Raw genomic sequence first — 24,095 nt, 5'->3', positions numbered from 1 at the left:
AGGGGCGGTGGCGGGCTCAAGCCTCGGGGGAATGGTGACGCAACGGTTGACCGACGAGGAGGTGCTGGAGCTCGCACGCGCCTTCTACCGTCAGAACGAGATCCTGTCCCTGCTCGAACGAGCCGGTCTGGATCGTAGCCAGCAGCCGGGCTGGTCCGGGCAGAGCGCTCAGGAGTACTGGCGGGCGATCAATCGGCTGGTCGAATCCGAGCAGCTGCCCGACGGGCGGCTGCGGATACTGACCGAGGCCCAGCGTGATTTCAGGGCCAACCGGACCTTCATCAGGGGCATCGAACAGGCGAGCGCCGCCGCCTTGGCGCCCCGGGGTGTCCTGCTCGCGGTCGACTCCGTGGCGCGCCGGCCCGAGGGCACGCTGGTGCCGGTGGACTGGCGGCTCGGTCTCGCCACCATCGTCGAGGACGCGGCACGCCGATGTGGTCTCGCGGCGGGCGCCATCGTCCACCGACAGCGCGATACCGATCTGATCGGTCTGGTCGCGGACGACGCGGCCGCGCCGGTTCTGGTCGGGGCGTTCACCGCCGAGCTGGCCGGTGCGCTGGCGACCTACAACGGCGAACGGCTCGGGGCCGAGCGGGTGCGGCTGCGACTTGCCCTGCATGTCGCCGACGGCACGTCGATCCCCGTGTCCAGCGCCGGTGCCGATGCCGGTGCCGTGTTCGACGGGCCGGCGGCCGCGCTGACCCATCGTCTCGTCGACACGCCGGGGCTGAGCCAGCTGCTGCGCGCCCAGCCGACCGCGGACCTGGTCGTCATCGTGTCCTCCGCCCTGTACGAGACGACGGTTCGCGCGACGACGGGGACGACGGGGGTGGCAGGAGCAGCGGGAGCGGCAGGCAGGACAGGGGTGCGCGGCCTCGATCCGGCGGCGTTCCGCGAGGTCGCCATCGAGCTGCCGCGCGACCTTCAGGTCTCGCCGGCGATGCACTCGGCCTGGGTGACCGTGCCCCGTCCGGAGGTCGGGGCACGCGCGGGGCGTCCGGTGGACTCGTCGGCCACGGACGCCCCGCGGCCGGCGGCGGACGCCGAGAACCGCCCGTGGGACTACCTCATCTCCGTCGCCGACAAGGACGCCGACTGGGGTGCGTGGATCGCCTGGGAACTGGAACAACGCGGGCTTCTCGTGCATCTGCAGGCCTGGGACGTCGTTCCCGGGAACAATCCGGTGATCCAGATGGACCAGGCGATCCAACACGCCGAGAAGACCCTGGTGGTGCTCTCGGAGAACTACCTGCGGGCACCGGAGGTCCAGGCCCAGTGGACGGCGGCCTGGAGCGCCGACGCCACCGGTGTGAAGCGGCGGCTGGTGCCGGTGCGGGTCGCCGAATGCCGACCGGAAGGCATGTTGCGCGGCATCACCTGCATCGACCTTGTCGGCCTGGACGACTCCGCCGCCCGGGATACCTTCCACCGAGGCATCGACGCGGTGATCACCGGCCGCGGCCGCCCGGACTCCGCCCCGCCCTTCCCCGGGCCCCGCCCGGGGTCCTGACCGGCCCCGCGGTCAGCTCCGGGGCGCCGCTTGCACCAGCCCGGGCCCGGTCGGAGCTAGTTCGCCGCTGTCGGACCGGACCTGTTGGGAAAGGCGCATCGAGCAGAAGTGCGGGCCGCACATGGAGCAGAAATGCGCGGATTTCGCCGCGGGAGCGGGCAGCGTCTCGTCGTGGAAGGCCCGGGCGGTCTCCGGGTCGAGGGCGAGATGGAACTGGTCGGCCCAGCGGAACGCGAACCGGGCGTCGGACAGGGCGTCGTCCCAGGCGCGGGCCCCGGGATGCCCCTTCGCGAGGTCGGCGGCGTGGGCGGCGATCTTGTAGGCGATGACGCCGGCCTTGACGTCGTCCCGGTCCGGCAGGCCGAGATGTTCCTTCGGGGTGACGTAGCAGAGCATCGCCGTGCCGTGCCAGCCGATCACCGCGGCGCCGATCGCGGAGGTGATGTGGTCGTAGCCGGGCGCGATGTCGGTGGTCAGCGGACCCAGGGTGTAGAACGGCGCGTCATGGCAGAGCTCGCGTTGCAGCCGGACGTTCTCCTCGACCAGGTGCAACGGGACGTGCCCGGGCCCTTCGACCATCACCTGGACGTCGTGTCGCCAGGCGATCTGGGTCAGTTCCCCGAGGGTGGCGAGTTCCGCGAGCTGGGCCTCGTCGTTCGCGTCCGAGACCGAGCCGGGCCGTAGACCGTCGCCGAGCGAGAACGTCACGTCGTAGGCGGCGAGAATCTCGCAGAGTTCCTCGAAATGGGTGTAGAGAAAGTTCTCCTGCTGATGGGCCCGGCACCAGGCGGCGAGGATCGCACCGCCACGGGAGACGATTCCGGTGCGCCGCCGGGCGGTCAGCGGAACATAGCGGGCGAGCACGCCGGCGTGCACCGTCATGTAGTCGACGCCCTGTTCACACTGGCGGATCACGGCGTCCCGGTAGGCCGCCCAGGTCAGTTCCTCCGGCCGGCCGCCGACCTGTTCCAGCGCCTCGTAGATCGGCACCGTGCCGACCGGAACGGGAGAGTTACGCAGAATCCATTCCCGGGTGCGGTGGATGTCGGCGCCGGTCGAGAGGTCCATGACGGTGTCGGCGCCCCAGCGGGTCGCCCACACCATCTTCTCGACCTCCTCGGCGATCGACGAGGTCACCGCCGAATTACCGAGATTTGCGTTGATCTTCACCAGGAAGGCGCGGCCGATCGCCATCGGTTCGGATTCCGGATGGTTGACGTTCGCGGGCAGCACCGCGCGGCCGGCGGCGATCTCCGCCCGCACCGTCTCGGCCGGCAGCCCCTCCCGCACGCCGACGAACTCCATCTCGCGGGTGATCTCCCCGCGCCGCGCGTAGCCCAGCTGGGTGAGCGCCCCCCGGTCCAACGCCCGCGCCCCGCGCCGCACCTGATGCCCGCCGATGGCCCCGACCTGCCCGTTGACGGTTTCGAGCAACGCACCGTTGTCGCCATCGCTGCGGGCACCCGCGCCGTTCTCACCCTCAGCGCTGCCGCTCCCGCCGCCGACGACGCTGGTCTCGGTGTCGCCCCGCGCGTCGATCCACGGCGCCCGCAGCGGCGCCAGACCACGGCGGACGTCGATGTTCACCGTGGGATCCGTGTACGGGCCGGAGGTGTCGTAGAGCACGACGCTGTCCCCGGTGCTGAGGACCACCTCCCGCATCGGCACCCGCAGCTCCCCGTCGGTGTCGGCGCCGAGCAGCCAGGTCCGGCGGCTGCCGGGCAGTGGCCCGGTCGTCACAACGGTTTCCGCCGGCTGCCGCGGTGCGTGCGGCAACGGTGGCCGGGACGGTGATGACAGGGCACTGGTGGCATCCGGAACAGCGGAATCCGGGGCGGTCGTTCCACACGAGGAAGACGACCGGGAAGAAACGTCGGACAACGGCAGAGAAGGACGGATTTCATCGAGCGACATCAGGCAGAACTCCCTACGCCGGCATTACCCGGACAGGTTCTGCGGTCGACGGCCCCAGCCGCCCTCTCAGCCCCTCGGTGGAGCTCCCGCGATGTGCGATGTGCGATTACCGCCAGAATAGGCCACCGGAGTTCCGCGCGTCCGCGAAAACCCGGTTTCCGGTCGGCGGACGCGGTCAGTCCGCGGCGGGTGGTGCGACCTGGCCCAGGTAGCTGGCCTCGATGAGGTCGGGGCGGGCGATGAGTTCGGCGGCGGACGCGGTCAGGGCGACCCGGCCGCGGTCGAGGACGTAGCCGCGGTCGGCGACCCGCAGCGCGAGCGCGGCGAACTGTTCGACGAGCAGCACCCCGGTGGACGTCTCCGCCGTGATGGTGCGCAGCAGTTCGAGCAGCCGCGGCGCCACGCCGGGAGCAAGGCCGAAGGACAGCTCGTCGACCAGCAGCAGCCGCGGCCGACGCACCAGGGCGACGGCGAGCGCCAGCCGCTGACGTTCCCCGCCGGACAGTTCGCCGGCCGGCCGGTCGAGCAGGTCGGTCAGCGGCGGGAACCAGCCGAGGACCCGGTCGATCTCGCCGCGGTGGGACCGTCCGGCCGCCATCCGCAGGTTCTCCCGGACGGTCAGCCGGCCCAGCGCCCCCCGGCCCTGCGGGACGACCGCCAGGCCCCGGCGGGCCAGCGCGCTCGGCACCGGCCGACGCACCCGCTCCCCCAGCAGGGTGAGCTGCCCGGCGCTGACCGGCAGCTGGCCGGCGGCGGTACGGATCAGCGTGGTCTTGCCCGCGCCGTTCGCCCCGAGCAGCGCCACGATCTCCCCGGCCCGCACCGTCAGCGACACGTCACGCAGCACCGGACCCTCGTGGTATCCGCTGGTCACCGCCGCCAGCGTCAGCAGCTCCTCCCCCGTCCCGCCCCCGGACGTCGACGCGCCCAGCGACATGGACGTCCCCGGTGCCGGCGGCACGTCCGCTGGTCTCGGGCCGGACGCCGGGGTGGCAGACGCGGGAGTGGCAGACGTCGGTCTGACAGACGCCGGGGTGGCAGGCGCGGGAGTGGCAGGCGCCTCGGTGGTCTCGCCGAGGTAGGCGGCGCGCACCGCGGGGTCGGCGCGGACCACGTCGGGGCGACCGCTGGTGACGATCCGGCCGCCGTCCAGGACGAGCACGTGGTCGCAGACGTCGAAGACGAGCTGCAGGTCATGATCGACGAGCAGGACGGCCACGCCGCGGCCGGCGATCTGGCGAATCCGGACGGCGAGGTCCGCCCGGTCGGCGGGGTCGAGACCGGCGGCGGGCTCGTCGAGCAGCAGGACGCCGGGGCCGCCGGCCAGCGCCCGTCCCACGGCGACGGCGGCCCGCTCGTCGTGGGTCAGCGTCGCCGGCAGCAGACCCGCGATCGGCGCCAACCCGAACTCCCCGGCCCGCGGCCCAGCCGAGGGCGAACCCGACGCGGCGGCGACGACGGCGAGGTTCTCCTCGACGTCGAGGCTGTCGAACAGTTCCAGGGCCTGGAAGGTACGGGCGAGGCCGTGGCGGGCCCGGGCATGCGGCGGCAGGCCGGCCAGGGGGACGCCGTCCAGCGTGATCTCACCGGAGAAGATCGTCGCGAAGCCGGTGAGGGCGTCGATGAGGGTCGTCTTGCCGGCACCGTTCGGGCCGATCAGACCGGTGACGCCGCCCGCGGTCAGGGTGAACGAGACGTCCTCGACGATGCGGGCGCGGCCCTGCCCGGCGGACAGGTCCGCCACGGCCAGGCGCGTCATCGACAGGTCCGCGTAGGGCTGGGCGGTCATCCGGCGTCTCCGGAACGGCTGGCGCGGTGCGCGCCGACGGGGCGGCTGGAACCGGCGGGGCGACCGGCGAGTCGACCGGCCGGGCGACCGGCGGGTCGACCCGTGCCGGCGGGACGACGGCCCGCGGGCAGCCAGCCGAGGGCGGGCAGCCAGCTGGGGATCGCCGCCCCCCGGTCATCCCCACCCCCGACCCGACCGGAACCATCATGATCGCCGTCCGGTGGCGTGTCACCGTGGGCGGTCCGGGCCGTCCGGGCCGGGCGGTGGACGAGGCCCGCGGGGCGCAGCACGGCGAGCACGACCACGGCGAGTCCGCACAGCACCAGCTGGTACTCGCCGAGCCCGAAGGCCCGGTCGAGCGCGGTGAAGACCAGGCCGTTCGGGGCGAGCATGCCGGCGACGACCGCCCCGCCGACGCTGGTCACCCCGCCGACGGCGGCGATCGCGAGGAACAGCAGCGACGCGGTCACGCCGAACGAGTCCAGTGACAGGCGGCCCTGGCTGTAGCCGATCAGGCAGCCGCCGAGGCCGGCGATCGCGGCCGACAGGGTGAACGCGAGGATCCTGGTGCGGCGCACGTCGATGCCGGCGGCGGCGGCGGCCCGCTCGTTGGCGCGCACGGCGAGCATCTGCCGGCCCAGCGGGGCGGTGCGCAGCCGGGCCACCCCGTAGCCGCAGGCGGCGAGGACCGCCAGGGTCAGCAGGCCGTACCGGGTGCGGGGGAAGCCGTCACCGGCGATGCCGAGGTCGAGGCCGAACAGCTTCGGGCTGGGCACCGACGAACCCTTGAGACCACCGGTGACCAGCGGGTTACCGAACACCGCCTGTTGGATCGCCACGCCCGCGACCAGCGTGATGAGGGCCAGATCCACCCCGCGCAGCCGCCGGGAGACGACCCCGAGGAACAGGCCGGCGGCGGCGGCGGCGATCGTGGCGAGGATCGGGGCGATCGGGAACGGCACCCCGAGCTCACCCTGCAACCGGGCGAGCAGGAAGCCGGCGACCCCGGCCAGCGTCATCTGGGCCAGCGAGAGCTGCCCGACATACCCGGTGAGCACGACGAAGGACAGGCAGACCACGGCCGCGGCGAGGCTGCGTTCCAGGCCGAGGCGGTAGTTGCCGTCCAGCAGGAACAGGGCGACGACCCCGACGGCGACACCGACGAGCAACCCGGCCAGCGGACGACGGGCCGGGGTGACGACCGGCAGCGGCGCGGACACCACCGCGCTCGCGGAACGGCCCGGGATGAGCGCACCGCGCCGGGCGGCGACGACCAGCACGCCGATCATCGGGATCAGCTCGCGCATGCCCTGCTGGTTGAGCCAGGACGCGTCCTGCTGCAACGGCAGCAGCACCGCCTGCGCCACGCCGATCGCGAGCGCCCCGGCGACGGTCAGCCCGAACGACGACAGACCGCCGATCAGCGCCGCGGCGAGCGCCGGGACGACCAGCAGCGAGTAGCCGGTCGGGTTCAGCGAGCTGATCGGGGCGACGAGGATGCCGGCCAGCGCCGCGAGCACCGCGGCGAGCATCCAGTTCACCGCGGCGATCCACGCCGGACGCCGACCCAGCAGCGCCGTGGTCTCCTCGTCGTCCGCGACGGCCCGGGTGGCCAGGCCGAACATCGTCCAGCGCGACACCGCCCACAGGCCGGCCGCGGCCACGACGACGATCGCGGCGAGCAGCAGCCGGTCGCTGGACACGGTCGCGCCGGCCACATGCAGCGCGTGCTGTGGCAGCACCGGGGTGAGGAAGCGGTTACTGGTCCCGAACTGGATCACCGCGATCTGCTGCAACGCGATCGTGAGCCCGACGGCGGCGACCACCGTCATCATCGGCTGGGCGCGGCGCAGCGGGCGGAACACCAGCAGGTAGGCGGCCAGGGCCAGCAGCGCCGCCATCACCAGCGAAACCGTCAACGCGAGCGCGAACGACGGGGTATCCGTCAGATGAATTCGTGGCGGCAATCCGACGACCGGCAGAACCAGGTCGCCGACCTCACGAAGTTCGGCGTACTGATATGTGGCATACATGGCGAAAGCGCCATGCGCGATGTTGATGACGCCGGACGCCCGATAGGTGAGCACCAGGCCGAGGCCGAGGGCCGCGTACACCGCACCAGGTCCCAGGCCCAACAGCATGGCGGCTACATACGTGTCCACGGGGCTCCCGAGCTGGCGAACGGCATCCCGGTCAGCCGGCGGACACGCGGGCGACGCGGTGGGCAGGGCAGTGCGTGCGTGCTCATCGCATCATGTCCGTCCCGCCGGGTCGGCGCTTCCCCGTCCTGATTCCAGGTGGGTGGGAGTGTAACTTGACCGCCCGTGAGACAAGCTTCCCGCGCCCTGTTCGCCTTCTCCGTCGCCTTCTCCGTCGCCCTGGCCGGTGTCGGATGCACGAGCCAGCGCGGTGGCTCGTCCGGCGGCGCATCCACCGGCTCGTCCTCCGGGACGCTGACCGGGACACCGATCACTCTCGGTTTCGTCACCGTCGAGAACTCCGCGCTCGGGTCGTATCCGGAGACACGCCGTGCGGCGCAGGCCGCCGTGGACCGGGCGAACTCCGCCCTCGACGGGGTCGGCGGGCATCCGCTGCGGCTGGTCACCTGCGCCACCGACGGCTCGCCGGAATCGAGCCAGAACTGCGCCAACCAGCTCGTCGCGAAAAAACCGCTCGCGGTCGTCGGGGGAATCGACTTCGGCACCCAGGCCGCGATGCCCATCTACGAATCCGCCCACATCCCCTACGTCACCGGATCGCCACAGCTGTCCGGCGAGCTCAACTCGAAGAACGCGTTCGCGCTGTCCGGCGGCACGGTGTCGGAACTGCTCGGCATCACCGAGTACCTGACCGCGACCAAGCACATCCGCAGTGCTCACGCCCTGTATGTGGACCTGCCCGGTCTGCTCAGCGCGGCCATCCAGGGCTCACAGAACATCCTGCGCAAGAAGGGCGTCACCGACGTCAAACTTATCGCCGAGAAGGCGGATGCCGCTGATTTTGCGCCTGCGGTGACCCAGGCCGCGGCCGGTAACCCCGACGCGATCATCGTGGTGTTCCAGGCGGCGGCGTGTGCCCGGATCGCCCAGGCCGCCGCGGCGCTGAACGTCCGTAGCGACATGTACTTCGTCGGTACCTGCGCGTCCCCGGCGGTGCCGCGGGCCGCCGGTGGCAGGACCGACAACCTGTACTTCGCCTCCAGCTACCTGCCGGTGCCGGCCAGCGGCGGCGACGCGGACATGGCCGCGTTCCGTTCCGCGGTGCCCGACGCCGACCGCACGTCTGCCTCCCAGGGTGCGTTCTCGACCGTACTGAACCTGCGGGCGTTGCTCGCGAAGCTCCCTGCCCCGAGCGCGGCGACGCTGACCGCGGCACTGAAAGCAACCGTGAACGAACCAAACGTGATGGCCCACCCGTACACCTGCGACGGCAAGCAGATCGAGATCTTCCCAGCGGTCTGTGACACCTCGGTCCGCCTGCTGCGCTGGCAGGACAACGCCTTCAGCGATGTCACCGGCGACTGGGTGGACGGCCGCCAGCTGATCACCCTGATCAACTGACCGACCCGCCCCCCGCGACTCCGGCTCCGATCCGACCCCGACCCCGACCCCGATCCGCATCGATCAGATCCGGGTCGGGGTCGGGCCGTCAGATCTCCGCGACGGCCTCGGCGAACTGGGATCTGTAGAGCCGCGCGTACGCTCCCCCGACATCGAGCAGGGACTCGTGGTCGCCCTGTTCGACGATCGCTCCGTCCTCCATGACGAGGATGGTGTCGGCGTCCCGGATCGTGGACAGCCGGTGGGCGATGACGAACGCCGTGCGCCCGGCCCGCAGGGTCGACATGGCCTGTTGGATGAGCACCTCGGTGCGGGTGTCCACCGAGCTCGTCGCCTCGTCGAGGACGAGGATGAGCGGCTCGACCAGGAACGCCCGGGCGATCGTGATCAGCTGCTTCTCGCCGGCGCTGACCCCGGTGCCCTCATCGTCGAGCACGGTGTCGTAGCCGGCGGGCAGGGTGCGCACGAACCGGTCGACGTGGGCGGCCTTCGCCGCGGCGACGACCTGCTCCTGGGTGGCACCGGCCGAGCCGTAGGCGATGTTCTCGGCGATGGTGCCGCCGAACAGCCAGGTGTCCTGCAGCACCATGCCGATCTGGGCCCGCAGCCCGTCGCGGCTCATCGTGGCGATGTCGACCCCGTCAAGGGTGATCCGCCCGGAGGTCACGTCGTAGAAGCGCAGCAACAGGTTGATCAGCGTCGTCTTACCGGCGCCGGTCGGCCCGACGATCGCGATGGTGTGCCCGGGCTCGGCGACCAGGGACAGATCGTCGATCAGCGGCTTGTCCGGCTTGTAGCGGAAGCCCACATGCTCGAACGCCACCCGGCCGCGCGGTGCCACCACCACGGCGGGTCGCACCGGATCCGGGGTCTGTTCGTCGACGTCGAGCAGTTCGAACACCCGCTCCGCCGACGCGATCCCGGACTGCAGCAGGTTCGCCATGCTGGCGAGCTGGGTCATCGGCTGGCTGAACTGACGCGAGTACTGGATGAACGCCTGCACGTCACCGATCGACAACGAGCCGGACGCCACCCGCAGCGCGCCGATCACCGCGACCAGCACGTAGTTGACGTTGCCGATGAACATCATCGCCGGCTGCATCAGCCCGGAGATCGACTGGGCCCGCCAGCTCGCCGCGTACAGCTGCTCGTTGTACTCCCGGAAGATCTGCGCGGACTCCTCCTGCCGGCCGAACGCCCGAACCAGGTTGTGCCCGGTGTACATCTCCTCGATGTGCGCGTTGAGCCGACCGGTGAGCCGCCACTGGGCGACGAACTGCGGTTGGGCCAGCTTGCCGACCCGGGTCGCCACGATCACCGACACCGGCACGGTCACCACCGCGACCAGGGCCAGCTCCCAGGAGATCCAGAACATCATCGACAGCACACCTGTGATGCTCAGGATCGACACGACGAGCTGGGCGATGCTCTGCTGCAGGGTCTGGCCGAGGTTGTCGATGTCGTTGGTGACCCGGCTGAGCACCTCGCCGCGGGGCTGACCGTCGAAGTAGCGCGCGGGCAACCGGGCGAGTTTGTGCTGCACATCGGAGCGCAGCTCGGACACGGCGCGCTGGATGGCCCGGGTCGTCATCCGGGCCTGGATCACCCCCGCCGCCCCGGCGACAAGGTAGAGCACGGCGACCCAGAGCAGCACCCGACCGATGGCGTCGAAATCCATCCCCGTGCCGGGGGTGATGTGCAGCGAGGACAGCAGATCGGCCTGGGTGCCATGGCCCGAGGCGCGCAGCGCCGCGACCGCGTCCTGCTGGGACGTGCCGGCGGGCACGTTGCGGCTGAACACACCGGCGAGCACCAGGTCGGTGGCGTGCCCGAGCAGCCGCGGGCCGGCGACGTTCAACCCGACGTTGACCACCGCGAGCAGCCCGGCGACGGTCAGGATCGCCCGCTGCGGTCGCAGCCGGCCCAGCAGCCGCCGGGTCGACCCGGCGAAGTCCGCCGACTTCTCCCCCACACCCTGACCGGCGAGGAACCGGGCCGGCCCGGCCATCGGCGCCGGCCCCCGCCGCGGTGCCGCGATGCTCACGCCGCGGCCCTCGTCCGCGCTCCCGCCGGCCCCGCTGCTCTCTGCGGCACCCCTGTTCTCGCTGGTACTGCCGTTCTCGCTGGTACTGCCGTTCCCACTCACGCGGCCTCCCGCTCGGTGAGTTGCGACAGGACGATCTCGCGGTAGGTCGGATTACCCGCCATGAGCTCATGATGAGTGCCGGTACCGACGATTTCGCCGGCCTCGAGCACGATGATCTGGTCGGCGTCGCGAATGGTCGCCACACGCTGGGCCACGATGACGACGGTGGCCTGCGCCGTCTGCTCCGCCAGGGCGGCGCGCAGCCGCGCGTCGGTGGCGTAGTCGAGCGCCGAGAACGAGTCGTCGAACAGGTAGATCTCCGGTCGGCGCACGAGGACCCGGGCGATCGCGAGGCGCTGACGCTGCCCGCCGGAGACGTTGGTGCCGCCCTGCGCGATGGCGCTCGCGAGCCCGTCGGGCATCGCCTCGACGAACTCCCGGGCCTGCGCGGTCTCCAGCGCCTGCCAGAGCTCCTCGTCGGTGGCGTCCGGGTTGCCGTAGCGCAGGTTCGACGCGATCGTCCCGGAGAACAGGTACGGCCGCTGCGGAACGATGCCCACGGTACGGCTGAGCAGTGCCGGGTCGAGGTCGCGGACGTCCACCCCGTCGACGAGCACGGCGCCCTCGGTGGCCTCGGCGATCCGTGGGATCAGCCCGACCAGCGTGGTCTTCCCGCTTCCGGTGCTGCCGATGATCGCCGTGGTGCGCCCGGGACCGGCGGTGAGGCTGACCCGGTGCAGGACCGCGATCTCCGCGCCCGGGTAGCGGAAACCGACGTCGCGCAGCTCCAACTGGCCGACCGCGCGCAGTGCACGCACCGGCTCAGCGGCCGGGCGCAGCGACGACTCGGTGCCCAGCACCTCGCTGATGCGTTCCGCGCACACCTCGGCCCGCGGGATCATCATGAACATGAACGTCGCCATCATCACCGACAGCAGGATCTGCATCAGATAGCTGAGGAAGGCGGTGAGAGCACCGATCTGCATGTCGCCGGTATCGATGCGATGCGCACCGAACCAGATCACCGCGACACTGGAGAAGTTCACAATGGTGAACACCAGAGGGAACATCATCGCCAGCAGATTGCCGAACCGCAGCGACACGTCGGTGAGATCGTCGTTGGCCGCGCCGAACCGCCTGCGTTCGTGTGCGTCGCGCACGAACGCACGAATCACCCGCAGGCCGGTGATCTGCTCCCGAAGGATCCGGTTGACGGTGTCGAGTCGCTCCTGCATGCCCCGACCCAGCGGCCGCATCCGGCGGACGATCATCCCGATCGCGATCAGCAGCGCCGGGACGATCGCGACCAGCAGCAGCGACAGCGCCGCGTCCTGGTTCACCGCGAGGATGATGCCGCCGACGCACATGATCGGCGCGGAGACCGTCAGCGTCGCCCCGAGCAGGACGACCATCTGCACCTGCTGCACGTCATTGGTCGCACGCGTGATCAGCGACGGGGCACCGAAGCGGTTGACCTCGCGGGCCGAGAACGCCTGCACCTGATCGAACACGGCGGCTCGCAGGTCGCGCCCGACCGCCATGGCGGTGCGCGCACCGAACATCACCGCGGCCCCCGCGCAGACCAGCTGCACCACGCTGACGCCGAGCATGACCGCGCCGGTCCGCAGGATGTAGCCGGTGTCGCCGACGACGACACCATGATCGATGATGTCGGCGTTCAACGTCGGCAGATAGAGCATGCCAAGCGTCGCCACCAGCTGCAGCGCCACCAGCGTGGCGACGGGCCGGCGGTATCGGCCGAGGTACACCCGCAGGAGTCGAACGAGCATACGATCCTCTCAGCTACTCTCGGCCACTATAAGCAACCTTCCGCTGTCACACCGGACACCCTCCGCGAGGGCATGCCACTGCGGGCACAGTTCCATGGATGACGGACAGATCTCGTGACCGGGGGGCCTCCGCCGCAGGCGCGTAGTGACCTTACGACCTGACCCGGACTTCAGGTCAAGGCTTTTCCGAGCAGGCTCGTGCCGGCGTCACGATCTCGCCGTCGTGGCGCTCCCGACGTGGCCGGACGGACCACATTACCGAGTGCCGTACCAAATCCGGCGGCCTAGCCGACCGCCGACGACCGACCGGCCAACACCGGCGCCACCGCCCCGGACGAACCGGCGAGAACGGTCCCGGCCGATCCGTGCGAACCGCAATCGGATGATGACACCCGACACTTCACTCGTTTTCTCCAGGACCACACAGGACCCGATTCCCGCGCCAGGTTCCGCCGCCGCCCGGACCACCGGCCAACTGGCCGCTTCGCGCCCTCCGAGCACCCCGGCCGAGACGGATCCCCGTCCTCGAGGCAGCGCCGACAACCCGGTTTCCGGGCAGCCGCCCTTACGCGGCACACATCGCTCATCCCTCGCCCGAGGGCGGCGGGTCGGCGCCGTGGAATACACCGCCCAGACGAAGATCCGCACTATCCAGACCCGATCCCACCCCGAAAGTCAACGCCTGACGCGGATGGCACTCGTGAGGGTTTACACGTCCACCTCGTGGTGCGACCAACCGTTCCATCACCGCGCCGAACGGCTACCCTCGGGGGCGGCTGTAGGTCAACGGGCAGGCGGATCGACCCACCGCATGGTCGTCGAACGACACGGTTGTCGGGCGGCACCGGTTGTCGGGTGCGATGAGGCGGCCGAGGGCGGCGGACCGTTCGTATTCGCGGGGCGGCCGTGCGTTCGCGGCAGCCGAAAGTTCAGGGCGCCTCCGCGTGCTCACGGGGCAGCGGGACGTTGCCACACCAGTTCGGATTCGGACGCACCACGACGACGAACGGATGGTACGGCGATGTCCCTTGCCGGAGCCCGGCCCCGCGGCCCGAAGGCCGAGCTCGAGAACAAGAGTCAGCTGACGTTGCTCCATCATCTCCACGATCTCAACCAGCCGTATCGAGTCAGCTACGAGATGGTCGTCCGCAAGGTCTGGGCGGATGACGGAGACGCCCGCGTTCGCCGCTCCCGCGCCCGCGATCTCAGCCGCCAGTTCCGCGGCGACAAGGAGATCGACTGGCACGTTGTCGAGTGCTACCTCGAACTGCTCTTCCCGGACGATCACGAGGAGCGCGGCGCACAGCTCGCCCATGCCCATCCGCTGTTCGTGGCGGCGTTCGGCCCCGAGGCGGCCGACGAAGCGGACCCGGGCGAGGATGCGGCCGCGGAGCCCAGCCCCGAGTACGTCGCCGAACTCGAGCGTCAGCTCGCCGAGTCGCGGATGCGCGCCTCCTTAGCCACCGCGCTCCTGGTGATCCTCCGTTCGGAGAACGCCACCCTGCGCGGTCGAAGCGTGTCCTTCAACTGGTTCGACACCGCTGCCACGACCGGCGACCGTGCCCTGGCCGACCGGACGTCGGGCAACCGCGCCGCCCTCGGCGACCGCGCGACCCCCGGCGGCCAGCCGGCACCGGATCGCCAACCAGCACCGGCCGGCCAACCAGCACCGGGCGGCCAGACGGCGCCGGGCGGCCGGACAGCGTCGGGCGGCCACCCACCCGGTGACGGCGCGCCGCATGACCCGGTGACCGCCCCGATCGCCCGCCCGCCCACCCGGCGCAACGCCCACCGTCACCGCCGTAGCCCGACCGTGGCACCTCGTCCCACCCCGGTCTCGGTCTCGGGGCGTCTCTACCCGAGCGCCGCCCCGACCCTGGCCGCCGCGGTCGCCGCCGCTGCCGCCGCCGCCAGGTCCACGTCCGCCGCCACCAGGTCCACGTCGAGTACCTCTGTCGCCGGTGCGTTCTCGACCGCGGCGGGCCGATCGACCGCGGCTGCCCGCGGATCGGGGGATGCGTCCCCGGCCGGACCGGCAGCCTCTGCCCGCACGACGTCCGGCCGCGGCGCCGACGTCCAGCCGGACGGGCTTTCGGCCCCGGGCATCCAGTCGGTGGGCATCCCGGCGACGGGGAACCGCGTCTCCGGGAACCGGGGCGCGGCCAGCGAGCCGGACATCCTCGCCGCCGGCCCAACCCGTCGACGCCGCGGCCGCTGACGACCCTGACCACTGACGACCCTGACCACTGAGGACCCTGACCACTGAGGACCCTGACCACTGAGGACACCGCCGCCGGACGATCCGGTGCCACCCACGGGTCGGCGGATGCTTGACGGCGCTGATTCCGGGCATCCCGCCCACAGCCGCCCCGGCCATCCAGCCGGGCGTCACCGCAGACGGGAGAGCGTGCCCCATGGACCGGGAGATGTTTGTCAAGCTGCTCAACGACGATCTCAGTTCGGAATACCAGTCGATCGTCCAGTACATCCAGCACGGTGCGACCATCACCGGCCCGCAGTTCCTCGCTGTCGGCGAGGAGATCAAGCGCCACCTGCCGCAGGAGCTGAACCACGCGACGATCCTGGCGGAACAGATCTCCTTCCTCGGCGGCACACCGACCGCCGAGGTCTCGGCCGTCAGTTCCGCCACCGACCCCGAGGACGCGCTGCGTACCGACCTGCTGCTGGAGTCCGAGCAGCTTGACCGCTATCGCGCGCGGGTCGGCCAGGCGAACGATCTTGGCCTCGCGGACGTGGCCGAGGCGTTGCGCCCCCTGCTCGAGCAGACCCAGGAGCACGTGCGTGATCTCCAGAGCGCCCTGGGACGCTAGCCGCACCGAGCCACCCGTCGCGCGCGGACCCCAGACCTGGTCATGACCTCCGGTAGCTCGTGACCTTCGGTAGCCGCTTTCCGCGGCGGGTGTCCCGACGGTCGGACGGGCGTCCTCGCCACCCGGATCGCCGTGGTCGTGTTCGTCTCCGATGTGCCGACCATGGCGATCCGCGTGCGGGTGGGTCGGCGCGTGCGGGTGGGGTCAGATGAAGACGCGACTGTCGGAGTCGACGATCTCCTTGCCGAGTGGCATCAGCGAGACCGGGATGAGCTTGAAGTTCGCCAGGCCCAGCGGGATTCCGATGATCGTCAGGCACAGCGCGACGCCCGTCGTGAGATGGCCAAGGGCCAGCCACCAGCCGGCGAAGAGGATCCACAGGACGTTGCCGATCAGCGACGCGTCCCCGGCGCCGGGCCGGTCGACCAGTCGCCGGCCGAACGGCCAGAGGGCGAAGTTGGCCATCCGCAGCGACGCGATCCCGAACGGGATCGTGATGATCAGGATGAAGCACACCACCGCCGCCAGCAGATACCCGAGGGCCAGCCACAGGCCGCAGAAGACCAACCAGATGACGTTGAGCACGACGCGCACCGTGGACCGCTCCCTCTCACATGATCGGACCGGCCCACCGGACCAGCCACCCGATGATCCCACCAGGACGGCTCCCGGCGGGGAAACTCCCACAGTGACCTACCCCGTCCGGAACGTCTTCACGAGTCCAGCGCCCATCGGTCACCGTCCGAGGTCATGGTCGCCAACCTCGGGCATCCACAGCCGAAACTGGTTACCTTCTGGGTTGGGACAATCGCGGTTCGCCAGCGGACCTGCGCCCAACGCGACGAATCCATGACAGCCTGCCAACCAACTCGACCCACTGGCCCGGCTGGTCATTGTCAGCCCGACAGCCCGACAGCGCTGCCTGACCGTACGGGATAGGTGGATGACCGGTATGCGAGTGTTCGATCATGTGGTCGATCTGGTCGGTGACACACCGCTGGTGGCGCTGACGCCGACGCTCGAGCAGACGCGCGCACCGCTGCTGGGCAAGGTGGAATATCTCAGCCCGGGCGGGTCGGTGAAGGACCGGGTGGCGCTGGCGATGGTGGCCGCCGCCGAGGAGTCGGGGGCGCTGCGCCCCGGTGGCACGATCATCGAGCCGACCAGTGGCAACACCGGGGTGGGGCTGGCGCTCGTCGCGGCGCGGCGCGGCTACTCGTGCGTGTTCACGATGCCCGACAAGATCAGCGAGGAGAAGCGGTCGGTGCTGCGTGCCTTCGGCGCGCAGGTGGTGATCTGCCCGACGGCGGTGGCTCCGGACGATCCCCGGTCGTACTACCAGGTGGCCCGGCGGCTGGTCCGCGAGACCCCGGACAGCTGGAGCCCGGACCAGTACTCCAATCCGCACAACCCGGCGGCGCACGAGGCGACCACCGGCCCGGAGATCTGGCGCGACACCGACGGCAGGATCACCCATTTCGTCGCCGGCATCGGCACCGGCGGCACCATCAGCGGTGTCGGACGTTACCTCAAGGGCGTGTCGGACGGAGCCGTCCAGATCGTCGGCGCCGATCCGCAGGGTTCGGTCTACTCCGGCGGCACCGGCCGTCCCTACCTCGTCGAAGGGGTCGGGGAGGACATCTGGCCGGCGACCTACGACCGCACGGTGGTCGACCGGGTGGAGGCGGTCAGCGATCGCGAGTCGTTCCTGATGACCCGCGAACTCGCCCGCCGCTGCGGGCTGCTCCTCGGTGGCTCCGGTGGGCTGGCGGTGGTGGCGGGCCTGCGGGTGGCCCGGGAACTGGGACCGGACGGCCTGGTCGTCGTCCTGCTGCCGGATTCGGGCCGCGGCTACCTGTCGAAGATCTTCAACGATGACTGGATGTACGAGTACGGCTTCCTGGAGCCGCCGCAGACCGGACCGACCGTCGCCGACGCGCTGGCCCACAAGGCCGCCCAGCACCGGACGGCCGCGCCACCGGACCTGGTCCACGTGCATCCGCAGGAGACGGTGGGCGCGGCGATCGGCTACCTGCGGGAGTACAACGTGTCGCAGATGCCGGTGGTGGCGCACGAGCCGCCGCTGCGGGCGGCCGAGGTCGCCGGCGCGGTGCTCGAACGACAGTTGCTGGCGGCGGTCTTCGCGGACCGGGCCGCGATCGACGCCCCGGTCACCGAGCACCTTTCTCCCCCGTTGCCGATGGTCGGTACCGGTGAGCCGCTGTCGCGGGTCGTGACGGTCCTCGGGGATGATCTGGCCGTGCTCGTCCACGACAACGGCAGCCCGGTCGGCATCCTGACCCGATCCGACCTGCTGAGTTTCCTGGCCGCGACGCCGTAGCGTGACGACATGGATGCCACTACCGCCTCGGCCGCCAGCCCCGACCCGAACTCCGGCCCCGATCTGAGCGTCGGCCGCGACCCGGCCGTCCATGCGGACGTGGGTGCCGGCCCCGAGCCGCGGTCGTCCGGTCGGGCCCACAACGCCGCCGGCTTTGAGACGATCGCGATCCATGCTGGTCAGGAGCCTGATCCGACGACCGGCGCCGTGGTCCCACCGCTGCATCTGGCCTCGACGTACGCCCAGGACGGGGTCGGTGGGCTGCGCGGCGGATTCGAGTACAGCCGGTCGTCGAACCCGACCCGGGCCGTCCTGGAGACCTGCCTCACCGCGCTCGAAGGCGGCCGGGCGGCGCTGGCGATGTCATCCGGTATGGCTGCCACCGACACGGTGCTGCGCGCGGTCTGCCGTCCCGGTGATCACATCGTCGTTCCGGCGGATGCCTACGGGGGGACCTACCGGCTGGTCGCCCGGGTGCTCTCGCAGTGGAACGTCGAGCACACCGCCGTCGATCTCGCCGATGCCGAGGCGACCCGGGCCGCGATCCGTCCGGGCGTCACCCGGCTGGTGTGGTGCGAGACTCCGACCAACCCGATGCTGACGATCGCCGACATCGGCGCGCTCGCGACCCTCGCTCATGACGCCGGCGCGCTGCTCGCCGTGGACAACACGTTCGCCTCCCCGTACCTGCAACAGCCACTGTCCCTCGGCGCGGACGTGGTGGTGCACTCCACCACGAAGTACCTCGGTGGGCACAGCGACATCGTGGGGGGTGCGATCATCACCGCCGATCCGGACCTGGCCGAGCGACTACGGTTCCTGCAGAACGCGGCCGGGGCGGTACCGGGACCCTTTGACTGCTGGCTGCTGCTGCGCGGCATCCGAACCCTCCCGGTACGGATGGACCGGCACTGCGCGAACGCCCGGCATGTCGCGACCCATCTCGCCGCGCATCCGGCGGTCGAGACGGTACGCTATCCGGGTATGCCCGGCCATCCCGGCTACCCGGTGGCCGTGAAACAAATGCGGGATTTCGGTGGAATGGTGTCTTTCACCCTGTCGGGTGGCCATGCCGCCGCCCTCGAACTGTGCGCGCGGACCAGGCTTTTCACCCTCGCGGAGTCGCTTGGCGGGGTCGAATCCCTCATCGAGCATCCGGCCAGCATGACCCATGCGTCCGTGGCTGATTCGCCCCTCGCGGTGCCGGCGAACCTGGTCCGGCTGTCCGTTGGCATCGAAAACGCCGACGACCTCGCCGACGATCTGCGTCAGGCACTGGACGGGCTGTCCACGGCTTTCCCGTCGAAGGCCGCGGACACCACCACCGCCGGCCGGGCCGGTTCGTCCTAGCTCGACCGGCCGAGCCGGGATTGCGCCCGATGCTCGCACCACGGACGGTGCGTCAACCGCCCGCCGCAACGGCCGATATATGTGCACGATCTGGAGATGCGGGCGACATAGCGAACCTTAAAAGGTTAAGGTTGTGTTGCTGCGTTGGAGGTCACGGTCGGAAACTCACGGGCGGAGAACACATGGCTGCACGTGTGGGTAGGCCGGGCACCCGCCCGGTCCACCGGGCTGCGAGCGTCAGGAGTACCGGATGGGCGCCTCGGCGGACCGTCGTGCGCTGCTTCGACACGGCGCGGCCGCCTGCGCCGCTCTCGCCGCCGGCGCGGCGGCCCTGGGTGGTCCGCCCTTCGGGGACGTGCGAGTCGTGAGCTTCCCCGCGGCCGACAGCCGCACCGCGCTTGACGAGGTCGAATCCGCCCTGCGCACGCTCGCCCGCCGGTGGGAGACGACGCCCCCCGCGGAACTGGTGGCCCGGCTGGCCATCCTCGAACAGCAGGCACGCACGATCGGGCGCTGGCGCCTCGGCGAGGCCCTGCGCCAGGACTGGACGCGCACCCACGGCCGCATCCTGGTCATGACAGCCGTCGCCCAGGGTGACGCGGGCCTACCGGCCCGGGCCACCGCGTCGGCCCGTGCCGCGCTGGTCCTCGGCCGCCACGTCGGGGACACCGTCTCCGTGGCCCACGCCCGGGTCGTGCTGGCGGAGCTCGCCGCCTACGCGTTCGCCAGCACCGACGATGGTCTCCAGCTCGCCCGGGCCGCCCGGGCGACCGCCCCTCGGGCGCACACCGCGATCCTGGCCATCACCACCGAGGCGCACATCATGGCCGCGCGGAACATGCCGATCGCCGGTGTCGTCGAGGTTCTGCGGGAGGCCGAGGCCATCGCCGCGACCCTGCCCGCCGGCACTCCCGGCTACAGCCTGGACGGTATCCATCCGGCTTACCTGCCGACGTTCGGCGGTGCGGCGCTGGTGGCCGCGGGTTCGCTGGCCGAGGGGGAACGCCAGCTGGCCGAGGCGGCCAGCCTGTTCGACCGGAGCAGAGCCTCGGGCGCGCTGGCCGCGGTGCGGCTCTACCAGGCCTCCGCCGCGATGCGCGGGCGTGACCTCGACCGGGCCCAGACGCTGGCCACCCGGGCGCTGGCCGCGTCGGCGGTGCGGCCGAGCAGCTGGCTGTCGAACGGCATCCTCTCGCTGGCCCAGCGGGCCAGCCGCCACGGGGCGGACTGGTCCGGCCTGGTCGTCCAGGCCCGGGAATGGTCACCGGTCTGAGCCGGTGCTTTCCGGGCGGCATGCCGCGCGCGGCACACTCCCACAATCACGGCAGTGGCCGTAACAGTAGCCATCGCGGCCACGAAGCACATCAGATACGCAAATCCGGGAGACGAAAGAACGACCGACGACCTACTACCGAAGGATCGTGAAGGTGTAATGTTCGAAACGATCTGCAACGGCGGTGGGGTCGCCCGGGCGCCGGGCGGGCTGTGAATGGGCACGGCGCCACGCTATCCGCTGTCAGACAATGCCCTCGGGCCGGGGTCTCCACTCGAGACAACACGGCGGACACCTCACGGTTTCGGCCCGAAAAACAGCTGTCGGGCGCCGTTCGCCCAGGACATCCGACCCGACATGTCGCCCGGCATCCCACCGTTCATCTCATGCTCGTATACAGCCTGACCTCCCGGTTCACCGTGACACACGGTCGGGTCGGCCATGCCCGTCCATCGACCTGACCAGTCGCCGTGGTCCACCCGCCCGCGCAGGGCCCTCTGATGGCCGGCCGGTCGGGCGCCGGGCCTGAATCCGGGCCGGAACCGGGCCGGGTTCGTGACGGCGCCGACCGGGTCCGGGCCCGACCAGCCCGAAGGTGGGCGGCCTGTGCCCGACGCCACCCTCGGTCGGTGTTCGGCCGCGCCCGACCCTGCGGGCGCTGGATCCCTCGACCGTCGAACGCGGCCCGGGCGACCCGACCGTCATTCTCGGAATGTGCGCAACCGGACGCGAGCGTGTAGGTCGACGTATAGCGGGTAATCCCCCGACAGCCACGGATCACCGCGGTGACCCACTCAGCAGAAGGAGCCGGTATGAGCGCCCGGGTCGGCACCCGAACCAGCAGCATCAGTCTGGGAACGCTGCTCTACCTCGTCATCGGGGTCATCCTCACCGCCAGCCAGGACTACTGGAACTTCACCGACTGGGACGGCCATGCACTGGCCAGTCTTTTCACCGCGGTGATCGCGACCGTGCTGTGGCCGCTCGCCATCTTCTACCACTTCATTCTGACGCCCCGCTGATCCCGGGCCGTGGCCCGGCCCAGCCCGACCCTCGGCGTCGGCCACTCCTTTTTCCCGACCGACATCCCGCCGGCACTCCGCCGGCACCCCGAGAGCGGTCTGCCGGCGGCGGAACCGGCCTCGACCGTTTTCCCGCCCCGTGTCGTCCGGAATCAGGGACCTGCCCTCCAGGGCAGTCCGGACGGTCCTTCTTCCCGCCCCCGACCCGATCGATCCGCTGGATGCGCGGGACCGCATCACGAGTTTTGAGGTCGGGTGGCGGGCCCGTCATACCAGTGTCATCCGCCGGCAGCACCCGTGGTCGTTCTCACGCGATCACGGGTGCGCGTCGGCGTGCTTCGCTAGACTTCGCAGCGCTGTTGCCGTCGAGCTTTCGCAGCGTCGGCCCGCGAGCGGATCAGGGAGGCCGTCCGATGGAACCGTGCCGGATCATCAGTGTGGTGGGTAATCCCAAACCCGCGTCCCGCACCCGGCAGGTCGCCGAGGCGGTCGCCGCCCGGGTCGAGGCCGCACTGACCGCCGCCGGCCACGCCGCCACCACCGACGTCCTCGAGGTCAGCGAGCTGGGTGCGGGCCTGCTCGGCTGGGGCGACCCCACCGTCAGGGCGGCCCTCGCCACCATTCGCTCGGCCGATGTGCTCGTCGTGGCCACCCCGACCTACAAGGCCACCTACACCGGGCTGTTGAAGCTGCTGCTCGACCAGATCGGGGGCGGCGAACTCGCCGGTCTGCCGACGGTGCCGGTCCAGGTCGCCGCCGCGCCGCAGCATGCGCTCGCCGTCGAGGTCCACCTGCGTCCGGTGCTCGTCGAGATCGGCGCCGCCTGCCCGACGACCGGCGTGTTCGTCCTCGATTCGCAGCTCGAGCAGCTGCCCGCCCAGTTGGACACGTGGGGCGCGGTGAACCTGCCGGCGATCAGCGCCCTCGTCGCGGCCCGACGCGCCGTGCCCACCTCGGTGGTCTGACCCCCGCGCCCGATGCCCTTTCCAGACCGCTCGCTGGGGCCACGGCAACCATGGCCGGCCATGGCTACGGCGGCTACGGCGTGAGGTCGGCTCGTCTGTCCGGTGGTCCCAGTCCCAGCGGTCCCGGTGGGCGCGGCAGCTCCACGGCGCCGGGCCAGGCCGGTGGGGTGGGCGGCACGGTCCCGGTCAGGCCATCCACCGGGATGGTGGGGGCGACCGGCCAGGCGGGCACGGCGAGGCCGGACGCGGCGACGCTGGGCCGCACGAGGCTGGACGCGGCGCTGGGAACGGCGGGGACGGCGGGCTGCGCGGGTACGGCGGGCACAGCGGGCACAGTGGGTACGGCGGGCACAGCCGGCAGGCCGGGGACGGCGGGGATCGCGGACTGCGCGCCGCCTCCGTTCACGATGGACGGCGGTGCCGACGGCGTCAGGCCGTAGATAGGGTCCGGATAGGGCGGCAGGGTGGGTACCGGCGGGGCGAGTTCGACCCCGTTGCCCCCTGGCCCGCCCAGGTGGCCGGCGTCGGGTCCCGCGGTCGAGCCAGCGGAGCCGGTGCCACCGAGAGCACCCCCGCGACCGGTGCTCTCGAGCCCGAGCTGGTTTCGCGGATCGCCCGCCGCCCACAGGCTGGCATCATCGTCGGTATCGGGCTGGACGCCGAGCGGCGCGGCGAAGCCGAAGGCCACCACCGCGACCGTGAAGCCGATGGTCGCCACGATCAGACCATGGCGCCGATCCGGGATGCGCAGACGGTCGACGTGGCCGCGGACCGTCCCCACGATCCCGGTGACCATGACCATGACGGCGAGCAGAGCCAGTGCCATGGCGACAGTCGGCATCGGGCCCCCAGATCGCAGCGGTTGACCGAACAGCCACACCGTAGCTCACCAAGAGTTACCTAGGAGATACGAAGAGCACCGTGTCGGCTGCTGTCGTGCCCTGATCCGCCGCTCGTCGGCGGGGCCGCTCCTGGGGTCTGCTCACGCCGGGAAAGCGCCACCGGCGGCACCTCGAGCGAGGGCGTCCCGATCGAGGGCGTCCCGATCGAGGGTTCGACAGGACCGATCGACCGCGGCGCGTCGACCGTGACCGTCGGGCGCGCCGATCCAGGCGTCTGGCTGGAGGGCGAGGGCCGGGCAGACGCTGACGGCCGGGCCGAGACCGAACGCGAGGGAGAAGGCGCGGCCGGACCGGGCGGCACCGACACCCGCGTGGATGCTGTCGCCCGCGGGGACAGCGATGGCTGCGATGGCTGCGATGGCTGCGGGGATGCCGATGGTCGCGGGGACAGGGTCGCCCGCGTCGGTGTCCGTGGGGGCGTGGTCGCGCGGGTCGGCGTCGACGACGGCGAACGAGTCGGACCGCGTGAGTTCACCGTCGGCTGCGGAAACGGGAAGCTTCGCGGCCGCTGCGTCGCCGGACCATCCGCACCGCCGCCACCCGAACCGCCGCCGGTGCCGGACCCACCGCCGTCGCCGTCACCGTCGGAGGTGGCCGGCGGTTTCGACGACCCGCCGCCCCCTCGGGTGGGTGTCGCGGCCGCGCTCTCGCTGCGTGAGGGAGTGGCCGTCCGCGGTGGGGTGGTGCGCGGTGCGGTGGTCCGGGGCGGGGTGGTGCGCGGTGCGGTGGTCCGGGGCGGGGGGGGGGGCGGGGCGGGGGTGG

General features: G+C 71.4%; 16 protein-coding genes, 1 pseudogene and 1 riboswitch. Of the genes and pseudogenes, 10 read left to right on the top strand and 7 right to left on the bottom strand.

Features of this window, described 5'->3' with window-relative positions:
- The first annotated feature begins 31 nt into the window (after positions 1 to 31).
- Positions 32 to 1,510 carry a toll/interleukin-1 receptor domain-containing protein gene (locus tag MXD61_RS12185; RefSeq protein ID WP_248813002.1) on the top strand — a complete coding sequence of 493 codons (1,479 nt, stop codon included), beginning with the start codon at positions 32 to 34 and terminating at the stop codon, positions 1,508 to 1,510.
- A gap of 12 nt (positions 1,511 to 1,522) precedes the next feature.
- Here MXD61_RS12185 and thiC read toward each other — a convergent pair whose 3' ends face one another.
- From thiC to MXD61_RS12170, 3 genes are all read right to left on the bottom strand, one after another.
- Positions 1,523 to 3,424: a phosphomethylpyrimidine synthase ThiC gene (thiC, locus tag MXD61_RS12180; protein WP_248813000.1), complete on the bottom strand. Its 1,902-nt coding sequence runs from the start codon at positions 3,422 to 3,424 to the stop codon at positions 1,523 to 1,525.
- A riboswitch (TPP riboswitch) is annotated at positions 3,418 to 3,524 on the bottom strand. It overlaps the preceding gene by 7 nt.
- A gap of 75 nt (positions 3,525 to 3,599) precedes the next feature.
- Entirely contained in the window at positions 3,600 to 5,213 is a 1,614-nt protein-coding gene (locus MXD61_RS12175; RefSeq protein WP_248812998.1) for an ATP-binding cassette domain-containing protein, read from the bottom strand.
- On the bottom strand, positions 5,210 to 7,354 hold the full coding sequence (locus MXD61_RS12170) for an ABC transporter permease (RefSeq protein ID WP_248812996.1): 2,145 nt from the start codon (positions 7,352 to 7,354) through the stop codon (positions 5,210 to 5,212). Before MXD61_RS12170 ends, MXD61_RS12175 begins: the two co-directional genes overlap by 4 nt.
- Positions 7,355 to 7,537: 183 nt before the next feature.
- Between MXD61_RS12170 and MXD61_RS12165 the strand changes: the two genes are divergently transcribed.
- Positions 7,538 to 8,773, top strand: a complete 1,236-nt coding sequence (locus tag MXD61_RS12165; RefSeq protein WP_248812994.1) for an ABC transporter substrate-binding protein — start codon at positions 7,538 to 7,540, stop codon at positions 8,771 to 8,773.
- An 88-nt stretch (positions 8,774 to 8,861) separates the two neighbouring features.
- Here MXD61_RS12165 and MXD61_RS12160 read toward each other — a convergent pair whose 3' ends face one another.
- Together MXD61_RS12160 and MXD61_RS12155 are read right to left on the bottom strand one after the other, a co-directional pair.
- A complete protein-coding gene (locus MXD61_RS12160; RefSeq protein WP_248813012.1) occupies positions 8,862 to 10,781 on the bottom strand; it encodes an ABC transporter ATP-binding protein in 1,920 nt (639 codons plus the stop codon).
- A gap of 134 nt (positions 10,782 to 10,915) precedes the next feature.
- Positions 10,916 to 12,649, bottom strand: coding sequence for an ABC transporter ATP-binding protein (locus tag MXD61_RS12155; RefSeq protein ID WP_248812992.1), 1,734 nt, complete (start codon positions 12,647 to 12,649; stop codon positions 10,916 to 10,918).
- 1,021 nt (positions 12,650 to 13,670) lie between these two features.
- On the opposite strand from MXD61_RS12155, the gene MXD61_RS12150 reads away from it, so the two are divergent.
- Both MXD61_RS12150 and MXD61_RS12145 read left to right on the top strand, forming a co-directional pair.
- Positions 13,671 to 14,867 (top strand): hypothetical protein, encoded by a 1,197-nt coding sequence (locus MXD61_RS12150; protein WP_248812990.1) that lies wholly within the window; start codon positions 13,671 to 13,673, stop codon positions 14,865 to 14,867.
- Between the two features lie 196 nt (positions 14,868 to 15,063).
- Positions 15,064 to 15,480, top strand: coding sequence for a ferritin-like domain-containing protein (locus MXD61_RS12145; protein ID WP_163550428.1), 417 nt, complete (start codon positions 15,064 to 15,066; stop codon positions 15,478 to 15,480).
- 204 nt (positions 15,481 to 15,684) lie between these two features.
- Here the strand turns inward: MXD61_RS12145 and MXD61_RS12140 are convergent, their stop codons facing one another.
- The gene (locus tag MXD61_RS12140; RefSeq protein ID WP_248812988.1) at positions 15,685 to 16,074 is read right to left on the bottom strand and encodes a YccF domain-containing protein; all 390 of its coding nucleotides are present in this window, start codon (positions 16,072 to 16,074) and stop codon (positions 15,685 to 15,687) included.
- 358 nt (positions 16,075 to 16,432) lie between these two features.
- Here MXD61_RS12140 and MXD61_RS12135 point away from each other — a divergent pair, with 358 nt between their 5' ends.
- From MXD61_RS12135 to MXD61_RS12115, 5 genes are all read left to right on the top strand, one after another.
- Positions 16,433 to 17,821: a cystathionine beta-synthase gene (locus MXD61_RS12135; protein WP_248813011.1), complete on the top strand. Its 1,389-nt coding sequence runs from the start codon at positions 16,433 to 16,435 to the stop codon at positions 17,819 to 17,821.
- 9 nt (positions 17,822 to 17,830) lie between these two features.
- Positions 17,831 to 19,171, top strand: coding sequence for a cystathionine gamma-synthase (locus MXD61_RS12130; RefSeq protein WP_248812986.1), 1,341 nt, complete (start codon positions 17,831 to 17,833; stop codon positions 19,169 to 19,171).
- Positions 19,172 to 19,421: 250 nt separating this feature from the next.
- Positions 19,422 to 20,444, top strand: coding sequence for a hypothetical protein (locus tag MXD61_RS12125; protein ID WP_248812984.1), 1,023 nt, complete (start codon positions 19,422 to 19,424; stop codon positions 20,442 to 20,444).
- A gap of 812 nt (positions 20,445 to 21,256) precedes the next feature.
- Positions 21,257 to 21,466: a hypothetical protein gene (locus MXD61_RS12120; RefSeq protein WP_163550620.1), complete on the top strand. Its 210-nt coding sequence runs from the start codon at positions 21,257 to 21,259 to the stop codon at positions 21,464 to 21,466.
- Positions 21,467 to 21,879: 413 nt separating this feature from the next.
- Positions 21,880 to 22,431 (top strand): NADPH-dependent FMN reductase, encoded by a 552-nt coding sequence (locus tag MXD61_RS12115; RefSeq protein WP_248812983.1) that lies wholly within the window; start codon positions 21,880 to 21,882, stop codon positions 22,429 to 22,431.
- Between the two features lie 73 nt (positions 22,432 to 22,504).
- Here MXD61_RS12115 and MXD61_RS12110 read toward each other — a convergent pair whose 3' ends face one another.
- Positions 22,505 to 23,272 carry a hypothetical protein gene (locus MXD61_RS12110; RefSeq protein WP_248812981.1) on the bottom strand — a complete coding sequence of 256 codons (768 nt, stop codon included), beginning with the start codon at positions 23,270 to 23,272 and terminating at the stop codon, positions 22,505 to 22,507.
- A gap of 246 nt (positions 23,273 to 23,518) precedes the next feature.
- Here MXD61_RS12110 and MXD61_RS12105 point away from each other — a divergent pair.
- Positions 23,519 to 24,095, top strand: a pseudogene (locus tag MXD61_RS12105) (hypothetical protein); the annotation flags it as partial.

Origin of the sequence: Frankia sp. AgPm24 (genome assembly GCF_023243055.1) — a bacterium.
GTDB lineage: Bacteria > Actinomycetota > Actinomycetes > Frankiales > Frankiaceae > Frankia > Frankia umida.
The sequence above is the reverse complement of the archived record's forward strand: the minus strand, read 5'-3'. Positions and strand labels throughout refer to the sequence as shown.